The organism is Xanthomonas sp. LMG 8993 (assembly GCF_009835065.2).
Taxonomy (GTDB): Bacteria; Pseudomonadota; Gammaproteobacteria; order Xanthomonadales; family Xanthomonadaceae; genus Xanthomonas; species Xanthomonas arboricola.
Genome location: NZ_QVIF02000001.1, coordinates 344,943 through 366,510, shown reverse-complemented (window position 1 = coordinate 366,510; position 21,568 = coordinate 344,943). Strand labels below are relative to the sequence as shown.

Annotated in this window: 21 protein-coding genes and 1 other RNA gene; 12 read left to right on the top strand and 10 right to left on the bottom strand. The window is 67.3% G+C overall.

The window, feature by feature from the left end; all coding sequences use genetic code 11:
• Positions 1-152 precede the first annotated feature (152 nt).
• From DYQ94_RS01520 to DYQ94_RS01490, 7 genes are read left to right on the top strand one after another with little or no spacing between them, the layout of a single operon-like run.
• Complete coding sequence (locus tag DYQ94_RS01520; RefSeq protein ID WP_126965741.1) at positions 153-1,151, top strand: acyl-CoA desaturase; 999 nt, start codon at positions 153-155, stop codon at positions 1,149-1,151.
• On the top strand, positions 1,148-2,398 hold the full coding sequence (locus tag DYQ94_RS01515) for an NAD(P)/FAD-dependent oxidoreductase (protein WP_102256811.1): 1,251 nt from the start codon (positions 1,148-1,150) through the stop codon (positions 2,396-2,398). The genes DYQ94_RS01520 and DYQ94_RS01515 overlap by 4 nt, the downstream gene beginning before the upstream one ends.
• Positions 2,398-3,303, top strand: a complete 906-nt coding sequence (locus tag DYQ94_RS01510; protein ID WP_160954637.1) for a DUF1365 domain-containing protein — start codon at positions 2,398-2,400, stop codon at positions 3,301-3,303. The genes DYQ94_RS01515 and DYQ94_RS01510 overlap by 1 nt, the downstream gene beginning before the upstream one ends.
• The gene (locus DYQ94_RS01505) at positions 3,300-4,595 is read left to right on the top strand and encodes an SAM-dependent methyltransferase (protein WP_126965739.1); all 1,296 of its coding nucleotides are present in this window, start codon (positions 3,300-3,302) and stop codon (positions 4,593-4,595) included. Before DYQ94_RS01510 ends, DYQ94_RS01505 begins: the two co-directional genes overlap by 4 nt.
• Positions 4,592-5,137, top strand: a complete 546-nt coding sequence (locus DYQ94_RS01500) for a DUF2878 domain-containing protein (protein WP_126965738.1) — start codon at positions 4,592-4,594, stop codon at positions 5,135-5,137. Before DYQ94_RS01505 ends, DYQ94_RS01500 begins: the two co-directional genes overlap by 4 nt.
• Positions 5,134-5,916: a DUF1295 domain-containing protein gene (locus DYQ94_RS01495; RefSeq protein ID WP_126965737.1), complete on the top strand. Its 783-nt coding sequence runs from the start codon at positions 5,134-5,136 to the stop codon at positions 5,914-5,916. Before DYQ94_RS01500 ends, DYQ94_RS01495 begins: the two co-directional genes overlap by 4 nt.
• Before the next feature lie 17 nt (positions 5,917-5,933).
• A complete protein-coding gene (locus DYQ94_RS01490) occupies positions 5,934-7,004 on the top strand; it encodes an SAM-dependent methyltransferase (RefSeq protein ID WP_039511565.1) in 1,071 nt (356 codons plus the stop codon).
• Positions 7,005-7,239: 235 nt separating this feature from the next.
• Here the strand turns inward: DYQ94_RS01490 and DYQ94_RS01485 are convergent, their stop codons facing one another.
• Positions 7,240-7,587, bottom strand: a complete 348-nt coding sequence (locus DYQ94_RS01485) for a RidA family protein (protein WP_016903508.1) — start codon at positions 7,585-7,587, stop codon at positions 7,240-7,242.
• An 11-nt stretch (positions 7,588-7,598) separates the two neighbouring features.
• The gene (locus tag DYQ94_RS01480; RefSeq protein WP_126965736.1) at positions 7,599-8,306 is read right to left on the bottom strand and encodes a DUF998 domain-containing protein; all 708 of its coding nucleotides are present in this window, start codon (positions 8,304-8,306) and stop codon (positions 7,599-7,601) included.
• A 261-nt stretch (positions 8,307-8,567) separates the two neighbouring features.
• Here DYQ94_RS01480 and mprF point away from each other — a divergent pair, with 261 nt between their 5' ends.
• Positions 8,568-11,132, top strand: coding sequence for a bifunctional lysylphosphatidylglycerol flippase/synthetase MprF (mprF, locus tag DYQ94_RS01475; RefSeq protein ID WP_126965735.1), 2,565 nt, complete (start codon positions 8,568-8,570; stop codon positions 11,130-11,132).
• 537 nt (positions 11,133-11,669) lie between these two features.
• On the opposite strand, the gene DYQ94_RS01470 is transcribed toward mprF, so the two are convergent.
• The 7 genes from DYQ94_RS01470 to DYQ94_RS01440 all read right to left on the bottom strand — a co-directional run bounded on the left by DYQ94_RS01470 (position 11,670) and on the right by DYQ94_RS01440 (position 17,092).
• Positions 11,670-13,043 carry a virulence factor gene (locus DYQ94_RS01470; RefSeq protein WP_039511551.1) on the bottom strand — a complete coding sequence of 458 codons (1,374 nt, stop codon included), beginning with the start codon at positions 13,041-13,043 and terminating at the stop codon, positions 11,670-11,672.
• A 69-nt stretch (positions 13,044-13,112) separates the two neighbouring features.
• Positions 13,113-13,295: an oxidoreductase-like domain-containing protein gene (locus DYQ94_RS01465; RefSeq protein ID WP_024937992.1), complete on the bottom strand. Its 183-nt coding sequence runs from the start codon at positions 13,293-13,295 to the stop codon at positions 13,113-13,115.
• 62 nt (positions 13,296-13,357) lie between these two features.
• On the bottom strand, positions 13,358-13,966 hold the full coding sequence (locus DYQ94_RS01460) for an HD domain-containing protein (RefSeq protein WP_024937993.1): 609 nt from the start codon (positions 13,964-13,966) through the stop codon (positions 13,358-13,360).
• Between the two features lie 35 nt (positions 13,967-14,001).
• The gene (locus tag DYQ94_RS01455) at positions 14,002-14,604 is read right to left on the bottom strand and encodes a 2'-5' RNA ligase family protein (RefSeq protein WP_126965734.1); all 603 of its coding nucleotides are present in this window, start codon (positions 14,602-14,604) and stop codon (positions 14,002-14,004) included.
• 256 nt (positions 14,605-14,860) lie between these two features.
• Complete coding sequence (locus DYQ94_RS01450; protein ID WP_126965733.1) at positions 14,861-15,316, bottom strand: PA2169 family four-helix-bundle protein; 456 nt, start codon at positions 15,314-15,316, stop codon at positions 14,861-14,863.
• Positions 15,317-15,541: 225 nt separating this feature from the next.
• Positions 15,542-15,841 (bottom strand): hypothetical protein, encoded by a 300-nt coding sequence (locus DYQ94_RS01445; RefSeq protein WP_164738885.1) that lies wholly within the window; start codon positions 15,839-15,841, stop codon positions 15,542-15,544.
• A gap of 42 nt (positions 15,842-15,883) precedes the next feature.
• Positions 15,884-17,092: an MFS transporter gene (locus DYQ94_RS01440; RefSeq protein ID WP_039528349.1), complete on the bottom strand. Its 1,209-nt coding sequence runs from the start codon at positions 17,090-17,092 to the stop codon at positions 15,884-15,886.
• Positions 17,093-17,338: 246 nt separating this feature from the next.
• On the opposite strand from DYQ94_RS01440, the gene DYQ94_RS01435 reads away from it, so the two are divergent.
• The 4 genes from DYQ94_RS01435 (at position 17,339) to DYQ94_RS01420 (ending at position 21,024) form a co-directional block, all read left to right on the top strand.
• Positions 17,339-18,433, top strand: coding sequence for an alkene reductase (locus DYQ94_RS01435; protein WP_126965732.1), 1,095 nt, complete (start codon positions 17,339-17,341; stop codon positions 18,431-18,433).
• 61 nt (positions 18,434-18,494) lie between these two features.
• Positions 18,495-18,570, top strand: a non-coding RNA gene (locus DYQ94_RS01430) — sX9 sRNA.
• A gap of 377 nt (positions 18,571-18,947) precedes the next feature.
• Positions 18,948-20,003, top strand: a complete 1,056-nt coding sequence (locus DYQ94_RS01425) for a L,D-transpeptidase (protein ID WP_160954632.1) — start codon at positions 18,948-18,950, stop codon at positions 20,001-20,003.
• 232 nt (positions 20,004-20,235) lie between these two features.
• Entirely contained in the window at positions 20,236-21,024 is a 789-nt protein-coding gene (locus tag DYQ94_RS01420) for a hypothetical protein (protein WP_237474887.1), read from the top strand.
• Positions 21,025-21,141: 117 nt separating this feature from the next.
• Here the strand turns inward: DYQ94_RS01420 and DYQ94_RS01415 are convergent, their stop codons facing one another.
• Positions 21,142-21,477 (bottom strand): zinc ribbon domain-containing protein YjdM, encoded by a 336-nt coding sequence (locus DYQ94_RS01415; RefSeq protein WP_039520205.1) that lies wholly within the window; start codon positions 21,475-21,477, stop codon positions 21,142-21,144.
• Positions 21,478-21,568: the final 91 nt, after the last annotated feature.

Sequence of the window (21,568 nt, the reverse complement as noted above, 5' to 3'; positions counted from 1 at the left end):
CCTGGCGTGCGCCGTTGAATGTGTGCGCAATTGCGCGATTCGTTCGCACCGGCACGCCAAGCGCGCGCACGCATGCGACGATCAAACGGGCTGGTGCATCTGTTTGCCGGCGGCGTCCGTAAAGGGTCACGACTACACACGGAGAACCACGCGTGCCGAGTACTGGCTTTGACCCACATGCCGCGCCGCCGCAGCCTGCCGACGCCCGCCGTCTCGGGTGGCTCGCAGCACGCACCGGCAGCCTGCGTCGTTGGGTGGATTCGCAAACCGACGAGCCGCTGGACGAGGCACGCGCAGACCGCATCGACTGGCTGCGTGCCCTGCCCTTCATCGCGCTGCACCTGGCCTGCCTGGCGGTGTTCTGGGTCGGTGCGTCCTGGTTCGCGGTCGGCATGGCGGTGGCCTTGTACGCCCTACGCATGTTCGCGCTGACCGGGTTCTATCACCGTTATTTCTCGCACCGCGCGTTCAAGACCTCGCGCGTGCTGCAGTTCCTGTTCGCGGCCATCGGCGCCACCTGCGTGCAGCGCGGGCCGCTGTGGTGGGCCGCGCATCATCGCAACCATCACCGCCATACCGACACCGGCCGCGATCCGCATTCGCCGGCGCAGCACGGCTTCTGGTGGAGCCACACCGGCTGGTTCCTGACCCCGCGCAACTTCCGTACCGATTGGGAGGTCATCCCCGACCTGCGTCGCTTTGCCGAGCTGCGCTTCCTGGACCGCTTCGACATCGTGATGCCGGTGCTGCTGGCGACCGGGCTGTACCTGCTCGGCGACTGGCTGGCGGTTGCCGCGCCCGCGTTGAAGACCAACGGTGCGCAGCTGCTGGTGTGGGGCTTTGTGATCTCCACCGTGGCCTTGTTCCATGCCACCTTCACCATCAATTCGCTGGCGCACCGCTTCGGCAGCCGGCGCTTCGACACCCGCGACGACAGCCGCAACAACTGGCTGCTGGCACTGCTCACCTTCGGCGAAGGCTGGCACAACAACCACCACTTCTTTCCCGGCTCCGCGCGCCAGGGGCTGCGCTGGTGGGAGTACGACGTCACCTGGTACGGGCTCACCGCGATGTCGTGGGTGGGCCTGGTGTGGGATCTCAAGCCGATGCCGAAATCGCTCACCCAGCGTGCCGAGCGGGTGAGCCGATGAGCGAGGGCAGGATTGCCGTGGTCGGCAGCGGGATCGCCGGCCTGGGCGCAGCGTGGCTGTTGTCGCGCCGCTACGAGGTCACCTTGTTCGAGGCCGCCGATTATCTGGGCGGGCATACGCATACACACGACATCCAGCTGGACGGCCAGCGCTACGCGGTGGACAGCGGCTTCATCGTGTTCAACCCGCAGCACTATCCGCTGCTCACGCGCATGTTCGCCGAGCTGGACGTGGCCGCGCAGCCGACCACCATGAGCTTCTCGGTGCACGATGCGCGCAGCGGGCTCGAATACAACGCCGGCAGCCTGGGCGGGCTGTTCTGCCAGCGCAGCAACCTGTTCAGCCCGCGCTTCTGGGGCATGTTGGCCGACCTGCGCCGCTTCTACCGGCAGGCACCGGCGGTGCTGCACAGCGAGGAGCGCTTCAGCACGCTGGGCGCGTATCTGCAGCGGCATGGGTACTCGGACGCGTTTCGCGACCAGCATCTGGTGCCGATGGCCTCGGCGTTGTGGTCATCGCCCTCGCAACGCATCCTCGAATTCCCGATGGGCCAGCTGATCGGCTTCATGGCCAATCACCACATGCTGCAGCTCAGCGGGCGTCCGCAATGGCAGGTGGTGCGCGGCGGCTCCAACAGCTACGTGCGCGCGCTGCGTCGGCGCTGGCAGGTGCTCGAGCGCCTGTCCACGCCGGTGCATGCGATCCGGCGCGCGCCCAACGGCGTGGTGCTCAGCTCCCTGCGTGGCGAGGAGCACTTCGACAACGTGGTGCTGGCGTGCCATGCCGACGATGCCCTGGCCTTGCTCAGCGATGCCACAGCGGCCGAGCAGCAGATCCTGGGCGGCATCACCTACCAGGACAACGACACCGTCCTGCACACCGACGCCAGCGTGCTGCCGCGCGACCGCCGCGCCTGGGCAGCGTGGAATGCGCATGTGCCGGCCGACCCGCAGGCGCCGTGCACGGTCAGTTACTGGATGAACGCGCTGCAGTCGATCAAAGCGCCGCAGCCGTTCATCGTCAGTCTCAATCGCGATCACGACATCGCGCCGGACAAGGTGCTGCGTCGCATGCGCTACCGCCACCCGGTACAGAACGCCGCCGCGCTCGCCGCGCAGACGCGCAAGGCCGAGATCCAGGGCCTGCAGCACACCTGGTTTGCCGGCGCGGCATGGGGCTTCGGCTTTCACGAAGACGGCCTGCGCAGCGGCGTGGACGTGGCCCGTGGCCTGGGAGTGGACTGGTGATGCAGCTGCTGCGCGAAGCCAGCCCCGATGCGGTACCGCTGCCTCCGGGCGAGGACAGCGGTGCCGGCAGCGTGGCGGGCACACTGCGCAGCGCGATCTACACCGGCTGGGTGCGGCACCGTCGGTTTGCGCCCAGAGCGCTGGCGTTCCGCTACCGGCTGTTCCTGATGTACCTGGATCTGTCCGAGCTCGATGCGGTGTTTGCGCGGCGTTGGCTGTGGTCGGTGGGACGCGCCAACCTGGCGCAGTTCCGGCGCAGCGATTATCTCGGCGACCCACAGGTTCCGCTGGACCAGGCCGTGCGCGATTGCGTGCAGACCCAGACCGGCGAGCGCCCCGATGGCGCGATCCGTCTGCTCACGCATCTGCGCTACTTCGGCCATGTGTTCAATCCGGTCAGCTTCTACTACTGCTTCGATCGCCACGGTGGCCTGCGCTGGATCGTTGCAGAAATCACCAATACGCCCTGGCAGCAGCGCCACACCTACGTGCTGCCAGTCGCGCAGGCGCGCACGCATCGCGACGTGCATGCCTGGCGCTTCGACAAGCGCTTTCACGTCTCGCCGTTCATGGGCATGCAGCATCAGTACGACTGGCGTTTCAGCGTGCCGGATGCGCAATTGCGCGTGCATATGCAGGTGCTGGATGCACCCGGCGGCGATACGCCGGCCACTCATCCTGACGCCGATGGCGCGGGCAGCGAGCGCGGCACGCGCCGCTTCGATGCCACCCTGGTTCTGCAACGCCAGCCGCTCAACGCACGCACCCTGGCGCGCACGCTGCTGGCCTACCCCTTGATGACCGTGAAGGTGGTGCTGGCCATCCACTGGCAGGCCCTGCGCCTGTGGCTGCGCGGCAACCCCGTCCACGATCACCCTCATCCGCCTGTGCGAGAACCCCGATGAACGCCACGTCCCTGCCCGACACCGCTGCGCCGCGCGCGGCCTCCTGGACGGACCGCCTGTTGCGCAAGCGTCTGCTGGCCACGCTCGGCGAGCTGCGCGATGGACAGTTGCAGCTGCACGAAGCCGATGGCGTCACCACCCTCGGCAACGCCAGTGGTGCGGATGCGCTGCAGATGCAGTTGCGCGTCATCGACCCCGGCTTCTATCGCCAGGCCGCGCTCAATGGCAGCGTCGGTGCCGGCGAGTCGTACATGGACGGGCAATGGCAATGCGACGATCTGGTCGCATTGATGCGCCTGCTGCTGCGCAATCGCGAGCGCCTGGATGCGATGGAGACCGGCACCGCGCGGCTGGGCGGCTGGGCAATGCGCAGCCTGCATGCGTTCGCACGCAATACCCGCAGCGGCAGCCGGCGCAACATCGCCGCGCACTACGATCTGGGCAACCCGTTGTTCCGCCTGTTCCTGGACGAGAACCTGATGTATTCCTCGGCGATCTTCGTCGAGGGCGAAGAAGCCCAGGGCGAGGCCGCACTGGAGCGCGCAGCCACACGCAAGCTGGAACGCATCTGCCAGAAGCTGCGGCTCGGCCCGCAACACCACGTGGTGGAAATCGGCACCGGCTGGGGCGGCTTTGCGCTGCACGCCGCACGCGAGCATGGCTGCCGCGTCACCACCACCACCATCTCGCGCGAGCAGTTCGAACTGGCGACCCAGCGCATCGCCGCGGCCGGCCTGAGCGACCGGGTCAGCGTGTTGTTGCGCGACTATCGCGATCTGGACGGGCGCTACGACCGGGTGGTGTCGATCGAGATGATCGAGGCGATCGGCCATCAGTATCTGGACACCTACTTCGCCAAGGTCGGCAGCCTGCTGGCCGACGATGGCGAGGCGCTGATCCAGGCCATCACCATCGAAGACCATCGCTATGCGCAGGCGTTGCGCTCGGTGGACTTCATCAAGCGGCACATCTTCCCCGGCAGCTTCATTCCGTCGGTGGCGGCGATGACCGGTGCGATCGCACGCGCCAGCGACCTGCGCCTGTTCAACCTGGAAGACATCGGGCCGAGCTATGCGTTGACGTTGCGCGCCTGGCGGCAGCGCTTCATGGCGCAGCTGCCGCACGTGCGCGCGCTCGGCTACGACGAGCGTTTCATCCGCATGTGGGAGTTCTATCTGGCCTATTGCGAAGCCGGCTTCCTGGAACGCTCGATCGGCGATGTGCATCTATGGCTGAGCAAGCCGGGCGCACGCCCGCCGCAGTTCGTGCCCGGCCTTCCCGTTGACGCATGAAGCAGCTCGGCAACTATCTGGGCCTGCAGGTGCTGTGGCTGGTGGCCGTCAGCGCCGCTGCGCACGCGCGCATCTGGCCCACCCTGCTGGTGCTGGCGCTGTTCGCGCTGTATCAGCTGTGGCCGTCGCGGCGTGCGCCGGGCGATCTGCAATTGCTGGTCGCCGCGCTGTCGCTGGGCTTGCTGCTGGACACCACGCTGGCCGCCGCAGGCTGGGTGCGTTATGCCGCGCCGTGGCCGGGCACCTCGCTGGCGCCGGCCTGGATCCTGGCGTTGTGGCTGGGCTTTGCGCTCACGCTCAATCATTCGCTGGCGTCGGTGATGCAGCGGCCGTGGCTGGCGGTGCTGCTGGGCGCGATCTTCGGGCCGTTTTCGTACTGGTTGGCGCAACGCAGCTGGCAGGCGGTGCAATTCCAGCCGCCGCAGCTGCATGCGGCGGTCGCGGTCGGCATCGGCTGGGGCGTGGCCTGCGGTCTGTTGTCGCTGTATGCACGCCGCCTCGCGCGACCATCGCCTGAACACCTGAGGGGAGAACTGCAATGAATGCCTGGCCGCTGCTGCATGTGGGCGTGTTTGCGAGCGTGGTGATGGTGATCGGCTGGCTGTGGCAACGCCGCAGCGGCAATGCCGGCCCGGTCGACGTGCTGTGGGCCGCGTGCCTGGCGGTGGCGGCGCCGTATTGCGCGTGGATGTCCGATGGCGCGCTGCTGCCGCGCGTGCTGGTCGGCGTGCTCGGCGGTGTCTGGGGCGCGCGCCTGGCGTTGCATCTGGGCGTGCGCGTGTTCGGCGACCCGCACGAAGATGGCCGTTATCGCGCCCTGCGCGAGCACTGGAATGGCGACCAACGCAAATTCCTGGGCTTCTTCCTGGCGCAGGCGGTGGTCGTGGTGCTGTTTTGTGTGCCGTTTCTGGCCGCTGCCAGCAACCCGACTCCGGCCTGGAGCGTGTGGAGCACGCTGGCGATTGCGGTGTGGTTGATCGCGGTCGGCGGCGAAGCCCTGGCCGACCGGCAACTGTCTGCGCACAAGGCCAACCCGGCCAATCGCGGCGTCACCTGCCGCAGCGGATTGTGGCGGTATTCGCGCCATCCCAACTACTTCTTCGAGTTCGTGCACTGGTTCGCCTATCTGGCGCTGGCCGTCGGTGCCGGGCCGTGGCCGCTTGCCCTGGCTGCGCTGGGGCCGGTGGTGATGTTCGTATTCCTGTATCGCTTTACCGGCATTCCCTACACCGAGCAGCAGGCGCTGCGCTCGCGTGGTGAGGACTACGCGCACTACCAGCGCAGCACCAGCGCATTTTTCCCACTTCCCCCTTCGTCCTGAGTCGCCTGGAGAGTCGTATGTCCACTGTCACCATCCCGCCCTCCTCGCTGCCCGAAGAATCCTTCGCCACCCGGCTGGCCGAATCCGGCGTGCTCCCCGACGCCGCACTGCGTTACGGCATCCGCCGGCTGTGTGCGCAACGTCTGCGCGATGAGCGTACCGGCGGTGCCGACGCCAGCGGCGAGCGCCAACGCGCCTTCATCGACAGCCTGCGTGCCAGCGCCATCGCGATCGAAACCGATGCCGCCAATCGCCAGCACTACGAATTGCCGCCGCAGTTCTTCACCCTGTGCCTGGGCCGCCGGCTCAAGTACAGCAGCTGCTACTGGGACGCCACCACGCCGGATCTGGATGCGGCCGAAGAACGCATGCTGGCGCTGTACGGTGAGCGCGCCGAACTGGCCGACGGCCAACGCATTCTGGAGCTGGGCTGCGGTTGGGGCTCGCTGACCTTGTGGATGGCCGAGCGCTATCCCGGCGCCACCATCACCGCGGTGTCCAACTCGCGTCCGCAGCGCGCGCACATCCTGGAGCAGTGCCGGGTGCGCGGATTGAGCAACGTGCAGGTCATCACCGCCGACGTCAACGCGCTGGCGCTGCCGCCGGGCAACTTCGACCGCGTGGTGTCGGTGGAGATGTTCGAACACATGCGCAACTACCGCGAGCTGCTGGCCCGCGTCGGCAGCTGGCTGGCGCCAGGTGGCAAGCTGTTCGTGCATATCTTCTGCCACCGCGACCTGGCCTACCCGTTCGAAGTGGCCGGCGAAGACAACTGGATGGGAAGGCATTTCTTCACCGGCGGGCTGATGCCGGCGGCCGATACCCTGCTGCATTTCCAGCAGGACGTGGTCATCGAACAGCGCTGGGTGCTATCGGGCGAGCATTACGAAAAAACCGCCAACGCCTGGCTGGAAAACCAGGATCGCCACCGCGAGCAGATCATGCCGCTACTGCGGCAGACCTATGGCGACGATGCGCAGCGCTGGTGGCAGCGATGGCGGATGTTCTGGCTGGCCTGCGCCGAGCTGTTCGGTTACGACCAGGGCCGCGAATGGGGCGTGGCGCATTACCGCTTCGTCAAACGCTGATTACGCAAGCGCGCGCATTGAAACGACGAGGCGGCCCGCGTGAGTGAAGCGCGACATGTCGGCGTTCCACTCATGGGGTGCGCCGACAAGCGCGCTGGCGGTCCTGCCAAGCAAACGTGTGAGCGATTTTTCGCCGCTATCGTACACCAACGCTGCGCTGCATGTCCGAGCGTATGCGCGCAGATGACGCGGCGTCGGCGCGCGATCGAGCCGCGATCCGCGCGCCGCGCTGCGGTCAGCTCGCCGCAGCGGTGATCACGATTTCCACCTTCCATTCCGGCCGCGCCAGTCTGGCTTCGACCGTGGCCCGCGCCGGGGTGAAACCGTGCGGTACCCATTCGTCCCAGGCCTTGTTCATGCCGTCGAAATCGGCGATGTCGGCCAGGAAGATTTCCGCGCGCAGAATCTTGGTCTTGTCGCTGGCCGCCTGCGCGAGCAACTTGTCGATTTCACCCAGCACCTGGCGGGTCTGCCCGGTGATGTCTTGGCTGGTGTCTTCGGCAATCTGGCCTGCCAGGTAGCACACGCCGCCATGGACGGTCATTTCCGACATCCGCGGACCCGCATCGAATCGCTGCAGCATTTTCAGACTTCCTACGGTTGATTGACCCGGGCATTGTCCCGCGAATGCGGCAAACGTGCAGCCCCGGCGCGCACGTGCTGCGCCAACCACGCCCCCACCCGCACCATCCAGGCCACGATCAACACGATGGCGCTCTTCTGGCTGATGCCCAACGGCGCGCCGGTGACCGTGACGTGGAACAGCAACACCGCAAATGCGCACAGCCCCAGGCCGAACGCGGCGGCGAAGTGGCGTTGCCACATCCGGTCGCGGCGGAAGTACCAGGACTGCAGCAATACCGCCGCGATCACGCACAGAAACGTCATGTCGGCCGAGAGCAGGTGCACCGGCACGGCCGCGTCGGGCGCGAGCTCCGGCATCCAGCTATCGCCGATCGACACCATGCACAGGCCCACCGCCGCCGCCCAGAACAGCCCCACCACGGCGCGGCTGCGCGCGGGCGGTGCAAGTGCCGCATGCAGGCCCAGCGCCATCCACGCCATCGCCGCAGCCAGCACGCAATAGGCCGTGCGCAGCAGCAGGCCGTAGGCACCGTGCAGATACGCGCTCAGCTGTGCGTCGATCCAGTCCAGATCGCCGCGCAGCGATTGCAGCAGCAGGATCAAGGCGATGAAGGCCAGGCCCATGCAGGCGGCGACTGCGCCGGCCTGCCCGGCCCAGCGTGGCGGGCAGGCCGACCCGGGTGGCATCGCAGTGCCGCTGTTGTGTTGATCTTCCATCAGCAGCCTGTCTGTGTTGCAACAGTCATCGTGTCCATGTCGGTCTCCTGCGGCACGTGGGCGCGGCGATGCCCTATGATGCGCGCGGCCGTCCTGAGCCGACACCTGTCGGCGCGACCGAACCCTGCGTTCACCTCATTCGGCATCCGTGCGATCACCCTGCATGTACCTTGACACCGACCGTCCCATGCAGAGCAACCGCCCGCGCGGCACGCACCGTGCATGTGCCCTTCTTCCCCTTCAGCAGATCCCGTTTCCCTCATGACGGATACCTCCGTGTCTTCCCAAGCGCCGGCCAGCGGGTGGCGCCGCGCCTTGCCGGTGATCATCAGCCTGGCAATCCTGGCAATGGCGCTGCACGCGCTGTCGGGGCAATTCACCGACCATGGCTATCGGCAGATCCGCCAGGCCTTCCGCGCCTTGGGTGCCGGCCAGATCGCGCTCACCCTGTTGCTGGGCTTGAGCAGCTACGCCTGCCTGGTGGGCTTTGACTGGGTCGGGCTCAAGCGCACCGGCAAGCGGCTGCATCCGGCGCGCGTGGGCATCACCGCCTTCATGGCGCATGCGGTGGGGCAGACGCTGGGCTTTGCCGCCCTGACCGGCGGCGCGGTCCGCCTGCGCGGCTATGGCAGCGTCGGGCTGACCCTGGCCGAGATCGGCCAGGTGGTGCTGATGAGCACGCTGGGCTTCGTCTTCGGCGCCTGGGTGTTGCTTGGCCTGGCGCTGCTGCTGGAACCGGAAGCGGCTGCACGTGCCTTGCCGATCGCTGCAGAAGGCATCCGCATCGCCGGCATCGCCTTGCTGGTCGGCTACGTCGCGATGCTGGGGCTGGTCGGCAGACAGGGCCGCGAATTCGGGATCCGCAGTCATCGCTTCTGGCTGCCCGACCGCACCACGGTGCTGGGCGTGACCGCGCTGAGCGTGGTCGAGCTGGGCCTGGCGGCCGCCGCGTTCTACGTGCTGCTGCCGCCGGACCCAGGCACCGGCTACTTCGGGTTTATCGGCATCTGGCTGGTGGCGGTGGTCGCCGGGCTGATCTCCACGGTACCGGCCGGCCTGGGCGTGTTCGAGTGGAGCCTGCTCAAGCTGCTGCCGCATGTCACCCCCGCCGCGGTGCTGGCCGCCGCGCTGGCCTACCGGGTCACCTACTACATCGTGCCGCTGCTGATCTCGGTGGCGATGGCGGCAGCCTCCGGCCTGGGCGCACCGGTGCGCGCCAGCGCCAGCACCGCACGCACGGTATGGAAGGCCTTGCGCCCGTGGTTGCCGCAGATCCTGGCGTTGGCGGTGTTTGCGGTGGGCGCGGCGCTGGTCATCGACGGCACCTTGCCCACTCCGCGCGCGCGCCAGGAAGTGGCGCCGCTGCCGCTGATCGAGACCTCGCACCTGCTGGTCAGCCTGGGCGGCATGGTGCTGCTGCTGATCGGCCAGGGCCTGCAACGGCGCAGCCATGCGGCCTGGGTGCTGGCGCTGGGCGTGTGCATCCTGCTGCCGCCGCTGTCGCTGTTGCGCGGCAGCCATATCTCGGTGTCGTTGTCGGCGGCACTGGCCGCAGTGGCGCTTTGGGCGGCACGCCGCGAGTTCTACCGCCAGGGCGCGCTGCTGGACGAAGCCTGGTCGTGGCGCTGGCTGAGCAACCTCGGCCTGGTGCTGGTGGCCACGTTCTGGCTGCTGTTCTTCGTCTACAGCCACGTCGAATACAGCAACGACCTGTGGTGGGAATTCGCCACCTCGGCCAATGCACCGCGTGCGCTGCGCGCGGCGCTGATCCTGTGCGTGGGCGTGATCGTGTTCGGCATGGCGCGCCTGCTGCGTGGCGGCCGCCGCCCGATGCCGTCCGCCGATGCGCAGACCCTGCAGACGCTGGCGCCGATCCTGGCCATCAGCACCGACACCCAGGCCTGCCTGGCGCTGACCGGCGACAAGGCCTTCCTGCTCGACGAGCAGGGCCGCGGGTTTGTGATGATGCAGCGTTACGGTGGCTCGCTGATCTCGATGGGCGACCCGGTCGGCCCACCGGAGGTCGCGCGCGCCCTGATCTGGCGCTTCCGCGAGGAGGCCGACCATATGGGCCTGCGCCCGGTGTTCTACCAGGTCGGCGAAAAATACTGGCAGACCTATCTCGACATGGGCCTGACCCTGGTCAAACTGGGCGAAGAGGCGATCGTGCCGCTGGAAGGCTTCACCCTGGAAGGCCGCGACCGCGCCGATCTGCGCCAGGCATGGAACCGCGGCAAGCGCGGCGGCCTGACCTTCCGCATGCTGCAGCCCGAACAGGTGGACGCGGTATTGCCGCGTCTGTCCGAAGTGTCCGAGCAATGGCTGGAAGAAAAGTCCGGCGAAGAAAAAGGCTTCTCGCTGGGCAGCTTCGATGCGGACTACCTGCGCCGCTTCCCGGTGGCGGTGGCCGAGGCGGAAGGCGAAATCGTGGCCTTCGCCAATGTGTGGTGGGCGCCGGCCGGCGGCGAGTTGTCGGTGGACCTGATGCGGCACAGCGCACAGGCACCCAAGGGCACGATGGATTTCCTGTTCATCGAGTTGTTCCTGTGGGGGCAAGCCAACGGCTATACGCGCTTCTCGCTGGGCATGGCGCCGTTGTCGGGCCTGGCCGAGCATCGCCTGGCCGGCCGCTGGAATCGCTTCGCCAGCCTGGTCGCACGTCATGGCGAGCGCTTCTATGGCTTCAGCGGCCTGCGCCGCTTCAAGTCGAAGTTCGCCCCGACCTGGCGCCCGCGCTATCTGGTCGCGCCCGGTGGCATGCATCTGCCGGCGGCACTACTGGATGTCACCCGATTGATCTCGGCGGATCCGGGCCGGCAGGAGTAAGGCCGCTCGATACCTGCGGTTTTACGCGCGCGAGTGCTTCAGGCTGCTGAGTGCGCTCGCACGCGTGCTTGAATGCATTGCTTGCCGATCAGCAGTGGCAATGCTGGGAGCGCGGTGCCGCGTCCGGGGGCGGGACCGTGTGGCGACATGGATGTCGCCACCGAGCCTCCAGGGATGGATTCACGGCGTGTCCCGACACTGGATGCGGCGCCGCGCCGCCGACCGACTCCGTACACCGATCGATCTTGCGCACGGCATTTGGGGGTTCCACGCGAATGCTTCGGTCTGCTGCGGGCGCTTGCACGCGTACCGGTGTGGGACACGCCGCAAGTACGTCCGTGTAGGCTCTGGCGCGGCATCCATGCCGCTCAAGGTCCCACACCGGCACCCGCGCAAGCACCACCAGTTGGTGTCGGTTGCGGAAAGAAATGCCGGGGCCTGCCTGGCTGCAGGGGCCGAACCGAACGGCTACGACCGGGTTGTTGACCTGTGTCGGCCTGGAGTCGGGCCGGGACAGGTCAGACATGCCGCGCTCGCTTACGGCTTCGACAGCGCGTGCAGCTGCTCCATGATCACCTTGGCCAGGGTCGCGTAATCGCCCTTGAAGTGGTGATCACCCGGCAGCGCGACCCGCTTGGCGGCCTGTGCCGGCAGGCTCGGGCAGAGCGCGTCCTGGTCGTCCTGGCCGTAGATGCACACGGTGGTGCCGGCGGGCAGACGCTGCACTTCCGGCGCGATCGGCAGGCCTTCGTCGTCCGAGCCCAGCCAGTTGCTGACGTGGAATTCGTAATCGGCCAGCTTGCCCACCGACAACAGCGCGGTCATGCGCAGGTTCTGCTTGGTCTGCGCCGGCAGCTTGTTGATCGCGGCCGGCAACACGTCCGCGCCCTGCGAGAAGCCGATCAGCACCACCCGCTGACGTTGCCAGCGCTGCGCATAGAAACGCGCGATGCGATCCAGATCGGTGGCAAAGCCCTGCGGTGTGCGCTCGGTCCAGAAGTAACGCAGCGAATCCAGGCCGACCACCGGAATGCCCTGCGCGGCCAACGCATCGGCCACCTCTTCGTCCAGACCCGCCCAGCCACCGTCGCCGGAGACGAAGATCACGAAGGTGTCGTCGTCGCTGTCGCCATCGGGCTTGGCCGGCAGCTCCACCACCGGCAGGTCTTCCAGCCCGCCCGGCGGTGGAGGCAGCGCCACGCCCTTCTGCTCGCCCAGCGAACGTGCCGCCGCGCGCAGGCCCGGCAGGATGTCGCCCTGCGCCGAACGCGTGAACGTGCGCGCCTGCGGCACCTGCTTGAGGAAGCCGTCTTCGGCCGCGGCCGGGCAACGCTTGTCCTGGCTGCCGGCAAGCACCCAGGGAATCTGCAACGGCACCGGCAGCAGGGTGTTGCTGCCCGGGCGCACGCCCGGCTGGCAGATCGCCTGATCGGACACCGTCGCCGGGCAGAGCCCGTCGGTCAGCACGCCGGCCAGCACATGCGGCTTGGCTTGCGCCGCGATCGCATAGGCCAGCGCAGCCCCCTCGCCGTCGCCGACCAGCAGCGGCAGGCGGTAGGTGGGGATGTGGTAGAAGGCCTGCACGTAGCGCGAGAAATTTTCCACATCGCCGACCGAGAACGCGCAGGTACCGCCGGCCTTGCGCAGCACCGCGTAAAGATGCGCGGTATCGACCATCGCCACCATCGCGCCATCGGCGCGCAGGCTTTCCGCCTGGGTCTGGCGCTTGACGTTGTTGCCGGTGCCGGTCAGCCAGATCACCACGCGCTGCGGCTCGCCCTTGGGCATCAGCACCGGCACCTGCTCGAAGCGGCCGTGGCTCACTGGCTGCGTGGTCTGCGCAGCCGCCATGCCCGATAGCGTCAACACCGCCGCGCCGCAGAGCGCGCTCCACATCTCAAGTCGTCGCATGTCGCACCATCGGGAAAAGTGGTTCAAAGATAATCGCTCCAGGCGGCCACGCGAAGCGCGGCGCTTCGCTTATCGCGCATGTGCTCGCTGGCGATCTTCCCAGGCGGCCAAGGCCTGCCGGTAGCGCGCCAGGTCGTCCGCGTACAGATCGTGCACGCACAGCGGGCAACCGCTTTCGCAGCACTCGTTGGGCGCAGGCGGCTCGGGCGGCTGCGGGCGTGGATCGTGATCGGAAGCTGCGCGGTCGTGCATGCGCGCATTGTAGCGTGCGCCGTGGCTGCGCCTGGATGAACCACGGCGCGCAGCGTGCCAGGTCAGCGCCCCAGTCGCCGGCGCAGATTGGCCCGCGCCGCAGCGTCGCAGCGCGCATGGAAGTAGTCGCTCAGGAAGATGCGCGGACGCTCGAGCAGGCCGGCCAGAAAGCGCCTGCGGTTGAGCCGAAACAGCAGGCTGGGGACATGCCCACGGTATTCGGCGGCAATGCCCTCGTCATACGCATCGAACACCGCTGCCGGTGCGGCCAGGATCGCCATGTCGCAGTCCAGGAACAACGCCGCTTCGGCGTCCACATCCGCCGGCTGCAGTTGTCCATGGCGTGCGGTGAGCAGAATCAGGCGCTGCACGCGCTGCAGGTCCACCGATGCCTGCGGCCACCAGCGCGGGATGCAGTCCACCGCCCAGTTGGCGGATTCCGCCTCGTTGTCGCTGCGCCCGGGCTGGTACACCGCATCGTGAAACAGCACCGCCAGCCAGACCTCGACCGGCTGCTGCCAACCCGGCCCGGCGGCGACCTCGGCGTAGTGCTGCAGCAGCGCGCGCACATGGCCGAAGTGGTGATAGGCGCGCGGTGGCGTGGCATAGGCCTGTTCGAGCGCGGCCAGGTGCTCGGGCTGCAATGGCAGTGGTGTGGTGGTGGCATCCATGCACGCAGGCTACCGCGTACGCATCTGCCTGCACATCAGCGCAGCGCCCACTGCCCTTCGATCTGGTAACGCGACTGGCCCAGGAAGCTGCGCACCAGCGCAAACTCGCGCACCGTCCACGCCAGCGCATCGCAGCGCCGTTGCGGCAACGACTGGTTGCAATACAGCAGCGTCATATGCGGCGTGTACTGCGCGTCGCCGGCAATGCCCGCATGCGCCAGCTGCCGGCCCAGCGCGCCCTGCAGTTCGTACAGCCCGCGCACCTTGTCTTCGCCACGCAGTACGCATGGCAGCTGCGAGCGCCGGCCGCCGAAGGTGCCGACCCGATCGAACTCCACCTCGAACGCGTCCAACACCACGCGCTCGGCTGCCTGACTGGCGCGGCTCACCAGCGAAGGCGGCAAGCCGCCCGCGTAATCGCCCAGATGATGCAGGGTCACATGCAAGCGCTCGCGCGCCAGCGGCTTGCCGTCGACATGACCACTGTGCAGCAGCCCATCGGCGATCGCCGCAGCGCGTTGGGCGGTGACCGCATCGGCCATCACCGCAAAGAACAGGCGCTCGGTAGTCTTCTCCTCACCGAGGCCAAGCGACAACTGCGCCTCGGCTGAGGACAGGTACAGGAACTGCTGTTGCATGGGCTGATTCCACGACCGCGTACGCGGACCTGCCGGGAAGAAGGGCGGCGGATACTAGCAGACCAGATGCATGTGTGACACGCATTCAACGCCAATGCAAAAACGTGGAACGCGTGCAATGCGTGGAACAACAACCGCACAGCACTGACCACGCGCGACATAAAAAGAAACGGGCAGCTTGCGCTGCCCGTTTCCGCCTTTATCGGTTCACTCCGCAAGCTGCATCACCTGGATGCGCCTGGGTCACGCACGCAGCTTACGCGGCGTTCTTCATCGCATGCTTGCGGTTACGCATCACGTCATGACATGCGCGCACTTCCGGCAGCAGACGCAGTGCAGCGTCGCGTGCGGCGGCCGGGGTATCCTGGTCGGCGATGGTCTCGTCGAATGCCTTCAACAGGCGATCTTCGGACTCTTCCAGCTCGGCAACGTAGCCGTACTTGGTATCGCCCAGCGTAGCGCGCACCTTGCCGTAGAACTGCTGCATGCTGCCGACCATGGTGCCGCTGGTTTCCGGCTTGCCGCCGACCGATGCAACCACACTGCTCAGATTGCTGACGATGTCGGACTTCACACCGGCGATGCGGCGGAACAGCGTTGCAAGTTCCACATCACCCACCTTGGCAGCCGCTTCTTCGTAGAAGTCCTTGCCGTCGCGGGAAATGGCGATGAGGTCGTTGAGGCTATGCTCGGTCTTGCTCTGAATGCTCATGTGTCGCTCCTGGTTGCGATGGGCCAGCGCTGCGCGGTTGGTGGATGCGTCTGCGCTGGCTTTCGGGGATGAGGCAATCGATGTGCTGATTGCATGCCTTGGCGTTGTGTACGGCCTTAGATTGGCGGGACACACATAATCGACATGTGAGTGATGTGGTGATTGTCCTCACGCGATCATGCAGGCAATGAATGGCAATTCATCGATGCCAAGAGCAGGTCAAACCTACTTCGGCTGCCGGCTCGCCCACATATTGTCGACCAGGTTGGGATAGGGGCGACCGGCCTCCTCGGCGCGCTGCTTGGCAGCGGCTTTTTGGCTTGCGGTCAGCGGCGTGGAGGCGGAGTTACCCTTGGGCTTGCCGCGCTTCCAGGGCGGTGGCGTGTGTTCGGTCATGGCGCTGTACGGTCCGCTTGCAGTGAAGCGTGCAGTCTCGACGTGCGCTCGTGAGTTGGCCGTGGATATGGCCTTGCGTCCTGCACTGACCAACGTGGCAACCAGCACGCCTTCTGCCAACTCTGCCACTCATCACTCCAACTGCAGCAGGCAGTGCAGGCCGGCAGCGCCTCAGCAGCTCGCCAGCGACGCGCGCTGGCGGCGCTCCTGCCAGACCGCCAGCGCATACACCAGCAAGCCGCCCAGCGCAGTGGCCGCGCCCACGTAGCCGGTCGAGGTCCAGCCCCACCCGGCGGTGATCGCCATACCGCCCAGCCACGGGCCCAGCGCATTGGCGGTATTGAATGCGGCATGGTTGGATGCCGCTGCCAGGGTCTGCGCCTCCGCGGCCACATCCATCAGACGCGTCTGCAGTGCAGGTGCCAGTGCGCCCATGGTGCCGACCGCCACGATGGACACGAAGACCCACAGGCCCGACTGCGCAGCCAACGGAAAGGTCAGCATCACCACCACCGACCACACCAGCAATACCGGCACCGCGCGGAACTGCATGCGGTCGAATAGCCAGCCGCCCAGGATGCTGCCGAGCACGCCGCCGACCCCGAATGCCACCATCGCCAGCGGGATCCGCGCCGGCTCCACGCCGGTCACCGCGGTCAGGGTGGGCGCCAGATAACTGAAGACGCAGAACATGCCGGAAAAGCCCACCGCGCCGATCGCCAGGGCCAGCCATACCTGCGGCTGATTGAACGCGCGCAGCTCACGCAACGGCTGTTGCCGCGGCTCGTCCGGCGCAGGCGGCAGGCGCGCCGCCACTGCCGCAACCGTGCACAGCGCTAGCACCGACACCGCCGCGTAGGCCCACCGCCAACTCACGATCTGACCCAGCCAGGTCGCCAACGGATTGCCGACCAGCAAGGCAATGCTCAGGCCCAGCAACACCCGGCCCACCGCAGTGGCACGTTGGTTGGGCGGGCTGATCGACGCGGCCACCAGTGAAGCGACGCCGAAGTACGCGCCATGCGGCAAACCAGCGATGAAACGGCACAGCAACATCGTGTGATAGCTCGGCGCCAACGCGCTGGCCAGATTGCCCAGCGCATAGAACACCATCAACAGCAGCAACAAGGTGCGCCGCGGCCAGCGCGCGCCAATGATCGCCAGCAACGGCGCACCGACCACCACACCCAGCGCATAGGCGCTGATCACGTGGCCGACCTGCGGCTCGCTGATCTGCAGGCCCTGCGCAATCTGGGTCATCAGGCCCATGGTGGAGAATTCGCTGATGCCGATCGCAAAGCCGCCCATCGCCAACGCAAACAGGATCAGCACGTAGTCGCGCCGTGATACGCGCGGCGTTGAAAGATCGGTATCGGACATGCCCGACTCCAGGATGACGGGGCGGCCTATTATTGTGCAACGCAGCAATCAACGGAAGCGCGGCGCCTGCTGCGATTCAGCGCCAGGCCCCGGCACATCACGGTCTGGCCGCTCTCGATGCGCCAGGAGACGCTGTGTCCTATCGCTATCGCTCGAATCGGCGCTGCTCCGCCACCATCGCTAGGGGGCACTCGCGATCGGCGCGGTGTCGCGCCTGGCGCGTGATCCACACCCAATTGGTTGCTGATGTCCAAATCCACCGAGTCCCCGTTGTTTTCCGCCGTGCGCCTGGGCGCACTGGATCTTGCCAACCGCGTGATCATGGCGCCGCTGACGCGCAATCGCGCCGTCGCCGGGCAGGTGCCCTCGCCGCTCGCCGCCGAGTACTACGGCCAACGCGCCAGTGCCGGCCTGATCGTGGCCGAGGGCACGCAGATCAGCCCGCTGGGTCAGGGCTACCTGGATACGCCCGGCATTCACACCGCCGAGCAGGTCCAGGGCTGGCGTGCGGTCACCGATGAAGTGCATCGCCGTGGCGGCAAGATCGTGCTGCAGCTGTGGCATGTGGGCCGCGTCTCGCACACCAGCGTGCTGCCGCCGGGCGAATCGCCGGTGGCGCCCAGCGCCATCCGCGCCGAAGGCAAGACCTACACCAAGGACGGCTTCCAGGATGTCTCCGAGCCGCGCGCGCTGGCGCTGGACGAAATCCCCGCCCTGATCGAGGACTACCGCATCGCCGCGCGCAACGCCATCGATGCCGGCTTCGACGGCGTGGAAGTGCATGCGGCCAACGGCTACCTGCTCGACCAGTTCCTGCGTGACGGCTCCAACCAGCGCACCGATGCGTACGGCGGCGACATCGAAAATCGCACCCGCCTGCTGACCGAAGTGGTGCAGGCGATCGCCGACGAGATCGGCGCCGAACGCACCGGTGTTCGGCTGTCGCCGGTCACGCCGGTGTACGGCATGCATGACTCCGATCCGCAGCCGCTGTTCGAACGTGCGGTGGAGCGTCTCAACCTGATCGGCGGGCTGGCCTTCGTGCACGTGATCGAAGGCGCAACCGGCGGTGCGCGCGACAACGTCGCCTTCGACTATGCCGCGCTGCGCGCAAAGTTCGACGGCGCCTGGATCGCCAACAACAGCTACGACAAGGCGCTGTCCGACCACGCCATCCACAACGGTTACGCCGATGCGATCGCCTTCGGCCGGCCGTTCATCGCCAACCCGGATCTGGTGCGTCGCCTGCGCGAGAACGCCCCGTTGGCCGAGCTCGACCAGGCCACCCTGTACGGCGGTGGTGCCAAGGGCTACACCGACTACCCCGCCCTGCCGAACTGAGCGCGGCTGCAAGACGCCTGCGCTCACCGCCAGGCAGGCGCGACCGATGTCCGGAATCGGGATGTACCACGCGTACATTCCGGTTCCTGCGCGCCGTCCGCGCTCACCTGACGACTGCCCGCTCCGTTTTGTCAGTCGCTCCAGGTCTCGCCGACACAGCGGCTGCGCTCGGCATCAAGCGAGCGCAGCTGCCGTGCGGATCGACCGGTCCGCACGCGCACGTTGCACCTGGGCACGTCGCCGGCCCGGTATTTCGTGCAAGCGCGATACGCATCCCTTGCCCGGTCGCCGTCGCAATGCGGCGGTCCTCGTGCATCTGCCAAGTCAATCGTTGAACCGGCGCGCAAGGCCAGGCGCTTGTGCGTGTGTTCGCCCCAGGCTCGGCGAGTACGCAAACGCGTACACCGCACGCCCCCTCGCAACGCGGATGCCTTCGCAACGTAGCCCTCCCGGTAGCGACCACATGACGCGTACACCCGGCCCCGCTAGGATCGTGCCGACACTGCTCTCTGGAATGCCGATGCGGCCCCTGCTCACTGCCATTGTTTTTTGCACGCTGCTGTTCTGCGGGCCAGCGCTTGCGGTGCCGTTCTGGGGCGCGCGCCAGTCCAGCCCTGCCGAAACGGCGCCGGCCGACCTCAAGCCGGGCGAATGGATCTGGGGCGGCGTCAGCAAGGGCTGGGGGCCAATGGCGGTGATCGTCAGCCTCACCGAGCAACGCGCGTATGCGTATCGCAACGGCATCCTGATCGGCGTTTCCACCATCAGCTCCGGCAAGCCCGGGCACGAGACACCGACCGGTGTGTTCACCATCCTGCAGAAGGACACGGACCACCGCTCCAACCTCTACAACGCCGCGCCCATGCCCTATCAGCAACGCCTGACCTGGGACGGCGTGGCCCTGCACGCAGGCGGCCTGCCCGGTTATCCGGAATCGCATGGCTGCGTGCATCTGCCGTCGGAATTCGCGCGGCTGCTGTTCGACAATTCCAACATGGGCATGGTGGTGGTGGTCGCGCAGGCCGGTGTGGATGCGGACGCGGTGGTGCATCCCCGCGCGCTCAGCCCGATCGACCCGACCACCGGTGCGCAGCGGGCATTGCTGCCGCTGCCCAACGGCCAGAGCTTTGCATGGCAGCCGGCGCTGGCACCCACCGGCCCGATCTCGATGCTGGTCAGCAGCAGCGATCAGCAACTGGTGGTGTATCGCAACGGCGTGGAAATCGGACGCGCGCAAGTGGCATTGCGCGCGCAGACCGGCGCCGCGCCGCTGGGCACGCAGGCGTTCATCGTCGGCCAGGGCTTCCTGCCTGGCGAAGTGCCCGGCTTGCCCGGTCAACGCATGCCCAACTGGATGCGCATCGGCATCCCGGGCAGCAGCGCCGCGGCAGGACAGCCGCTGGATGCCGACACCATCGCGCGGCTGCAGGTGCCGCCGGCATTCCTGGCCGGCCTGCTGCCGCTGCTGACGCCTGGTGTGGTGCTGGTGGCCACCGACCAACGCATCCTTCCCGAAACCACCGGCGGCAAGTTGCAGGTGCTGGATTCGGATCCGCCCGAGGCGCCCTGAGCGCAGGCTGCGCTGCGTTATTGCGGCAGCAAAGTGAAAGACGCGCGTGAGGTTGCGCGCGCACATGCGTGCAGCCCGGCATCGGCATGCACTCGTATGCGCTGGCGGTGCCGAGCGCTGGCGGCCCGCCCGGTGTTGTTGAGCGCCGCGACCCGACGCGCGTTGCTGCGATTGTCAGCGCGACCTGCTTGGCAGATGATGCGGACATCCCTCATTGCCAAGGATGTGCGTGATGCGTTTACTCGCTGCGGTTCTGCTCGGCAGCACGCTATTCGGTTACGCGTCCTCCACCGCAGCGGCCGAGCCGCTGCGCCCTGCCGCACCGAACGCCGAGTGCCTGGATGCGCGCAAGGTGACGGAGCTGCATCAAGCCGATCCGCGCACGCTGGCAGTGGCCGAACAAGGCGGACGGCTGTTCCGCATCAGCCTGGCGCAGGACTGCCCGCAACTGGCCGCACAAGCCGATGCAAGCCTGCTGGCGGCGCACGGCTGGGTCTGCAACGGTGCGCCGGCATACGTGCGCTCGGGCCAGCAGCACTGCGCGGTCAGCCAGATCGCCACGTTGAATGCGCGCGAATACGCCAGTGCGGCACGGCAACGCGACAGCGGCATCCCGACCCTGGACGGGGTCAGCGTGCGCGAAGCGCGCCGGCGCAATTTCGCCGGTTCGTCCAGCTACTGCTTCAATCCCAGCATGCTGCGTTCGTGGTCGGAAGACGGCCAGGGCCTGGTGGTGGAAGTCTCGCCACGTCACCCCGGCACGCATCGCCACTACCGCGTCGAACTGATGGACAGCTGCCGCGAACTCAGTGGCGCGCCGCCGATCCGCTTCGTCTCCGGCATGGGCCTGAATGCGATCTGCGGCAATCCCGGCGACAAGGTCGATGTGCTCGACGAAATGGCACTTGCCGGCGCGGCTGCCGGATCCGGCCAGCAGGGCGACCTGAGCACCACGCGTGGCGGCCTGGCCGCGCGGATGCGCCAGAGTTGCACGGTGGCGGCGGTGTATCCGCGCGATTGAGCATGCCGCAACGCAGGAGCGCGCTTGCGTGCGATGAGGCGGTATCGATACCGCTTCATCGCGCGCAAGCGCGCTCCTACACATGCTGCAGGCTGTGCTGCTGCCTCCGCAACAGCCTCAGGCCTTGCGCAGGAAACAGGTCTTCAGCACCAGGCCCTTGATCTTTTCCGAATTGCCTTCGATGTGCTCGGCATCGTCCTCGACCAGGCGGATGTTGCGGATCAGCGTGCCCTGCTTGAGCGGAATCGACGAGCCCTTGACCTTCAGGTCCTTGATCACGGTCACCGTGTCGCCGGCCTGCAGCAGGTTGCCGTTGCTGTCGCGCACCACCGTCGCAGTCGCGGCGGACTCGCCCGCGCTCCACTCGAAGCCGCAGTCTGCGCAAATCAGCAACGCGCCATCGGCATAGGTATTGTCCAGGCCACATTGCGGGCAGGCGGGAACGGAAGACATGCGATTCCTAGGTTCAAAACGGGCGTGGATTGTAGCGCCCCGGCCGCGCGATCACGTCTCCGGCACGGCGCCAGCGCGATAGTGCAGCGCT

What these genes read in the sequence shown, in the direction of transcription:
- DYQ94_RS01440 (WP_039528349.1), bottom strand. Translation starts at nt 17,092, where the DNA reads ATGTCCGATACCGATCTTTCAACGCCGCGCGTATCACGGCGCGACTAC.
- DYQ94_RS01490 (WP_039511565.1), top strand. Translation starts at nt 5,934, where the DNA reads ATGTCCACTGTCACCATCCCGCCCTCCTCGCTGCCCGAAGAATCCTTC.
- DYQ94_RS01500 (WP_126965738.1), top strand. Translation starts at nt 4,592, where the DNA reads ATGAAGCAGCTCGGCAACTATCTGGGCCTGCAGGTGCTGTGGCTGGTG.
- DYQ94_RS01465 (WP_024937992.1), bottom strand. Translation starts at nt 13,295, where the DNA reads ATGCACGACCGCGCAGCTTCCGATCACGATCCACGCCCGCAGCCGCCC.
- DYQ94_RS01415 (WP_039520205.1), bottom strand. Translation starts at nt 21,477, where the DNA reads ATGTCTTCCGTTCCCGCCTGCCCGCAATGTGGCCTGGACAATACCTAT.
- mprF (WP_126965735.1), top strand. Translation starts at nt 8,568, where the DNA reads ATGACGGATACCTCCGTGTCTTCCCAAGCGCCGGCCAGCGGGTGGCGC.
- DYQ94_RS01515 (WP_102256811.1), top strand. Translation starts at nt 1,148, where the DNA reads ATGAGCGAGGGCAGGATTGCCGTGGTCGGCAGCGGGATCGCCGGCCTG.
- DYQ94_RS01450 (WP_126965733.1), bottom strand. Translation starts at nt 15,316, where the DNA reads ATGAGCATTCAGAGCAAGACCGAGCATAGCCTCAACGACCTCATCGCC.
- DYQ94_RS01495 (WP_126965737.1), top strand. Translation starts at nt 5,134, where the DNA reads ATGAATGCCTGGCCGCTGCTGCATGTGGGCGTGTTTGCGAGCGTGGTG.
- DYQ94_RS01480 (WP_126965736.1), bottom strand. Translation starts at nt 8,306, where the DNA reads ATGGAAGATCAACACAACAGCGGCACTGCGATGCCACCCGGGTCGGCC.
- DYQ94_RS01510 (WP_160954637.1), top strand. Translation starts at nt 2,398, where the DNA reads ATGCAGCTGCTGCGCGAAGCCAGCCCCGATGCGGTACCGCTGCCTCCG.
- DYQ94_RS01460 (WP_024937993.1), bottom strand. Translation starts at nt 13,966, where the DNA reads ATGGATGCCACCACCACACCACTGCCATTGCAGCCCGAGCACCTGGCC.
- DYQ94_RS01470 (WP_039511551.1), bottom strand. Translation starts at nt 13,043, where the DNA reads ATGCGACGACTTGAGATGTGGAGCGCGCTCTGCGGCGCGGCGGTGTTG.
- DYQ94_RS01485 (WP_016903508.1), bottom strand. Translation starts at nt 7,587, where the DNA reads ATGCTGCAGCGATTCGATGCGGGTCCGCGGATGTCGGAAATGACCGTC.
- DYQ94_RS01425 (WP_160954632.1), top strand. Translation starts at nt 18,948, where the DNA reads ATGCCGATGCGGCCCCTGCTCACTGCCATTGTTTTTTGCACGCTGCTG.
- DYQ94_RS01505 (WP_126965739.1), top strand. Translation starts at nt 3,300, where the DNA reads ATGAACGCCACGTCCCTGCCCGACACCGCTGCGCCGCGCGCGGCCTCC.
- DYQ94_RS01420 (WP_237474887.1), top strand. Translation starts at nt 20,236, where the DNA reads ATGCGTTTACTCGCTGCGGTTCTGCTCGGCAGCACGCTATTCGGTTAC.
- DYQ94_RS01455 (WP_126965734.1), bottom strand. Translation starts at nt 14,604, where the DNA reads ATGCAACAGCAGTTCCTGTACCTGTCCTCAGCCGAGGCGCAGTTGTCG.
- DYQ94_RS01435 (WP_126965732.1), top strand. Translation starts at nt 17,339, where the DNA reads ATGTCCAAATCCACCGAGTCCCCGTTGTTTTCCGCCGTGCGCCTGGGC.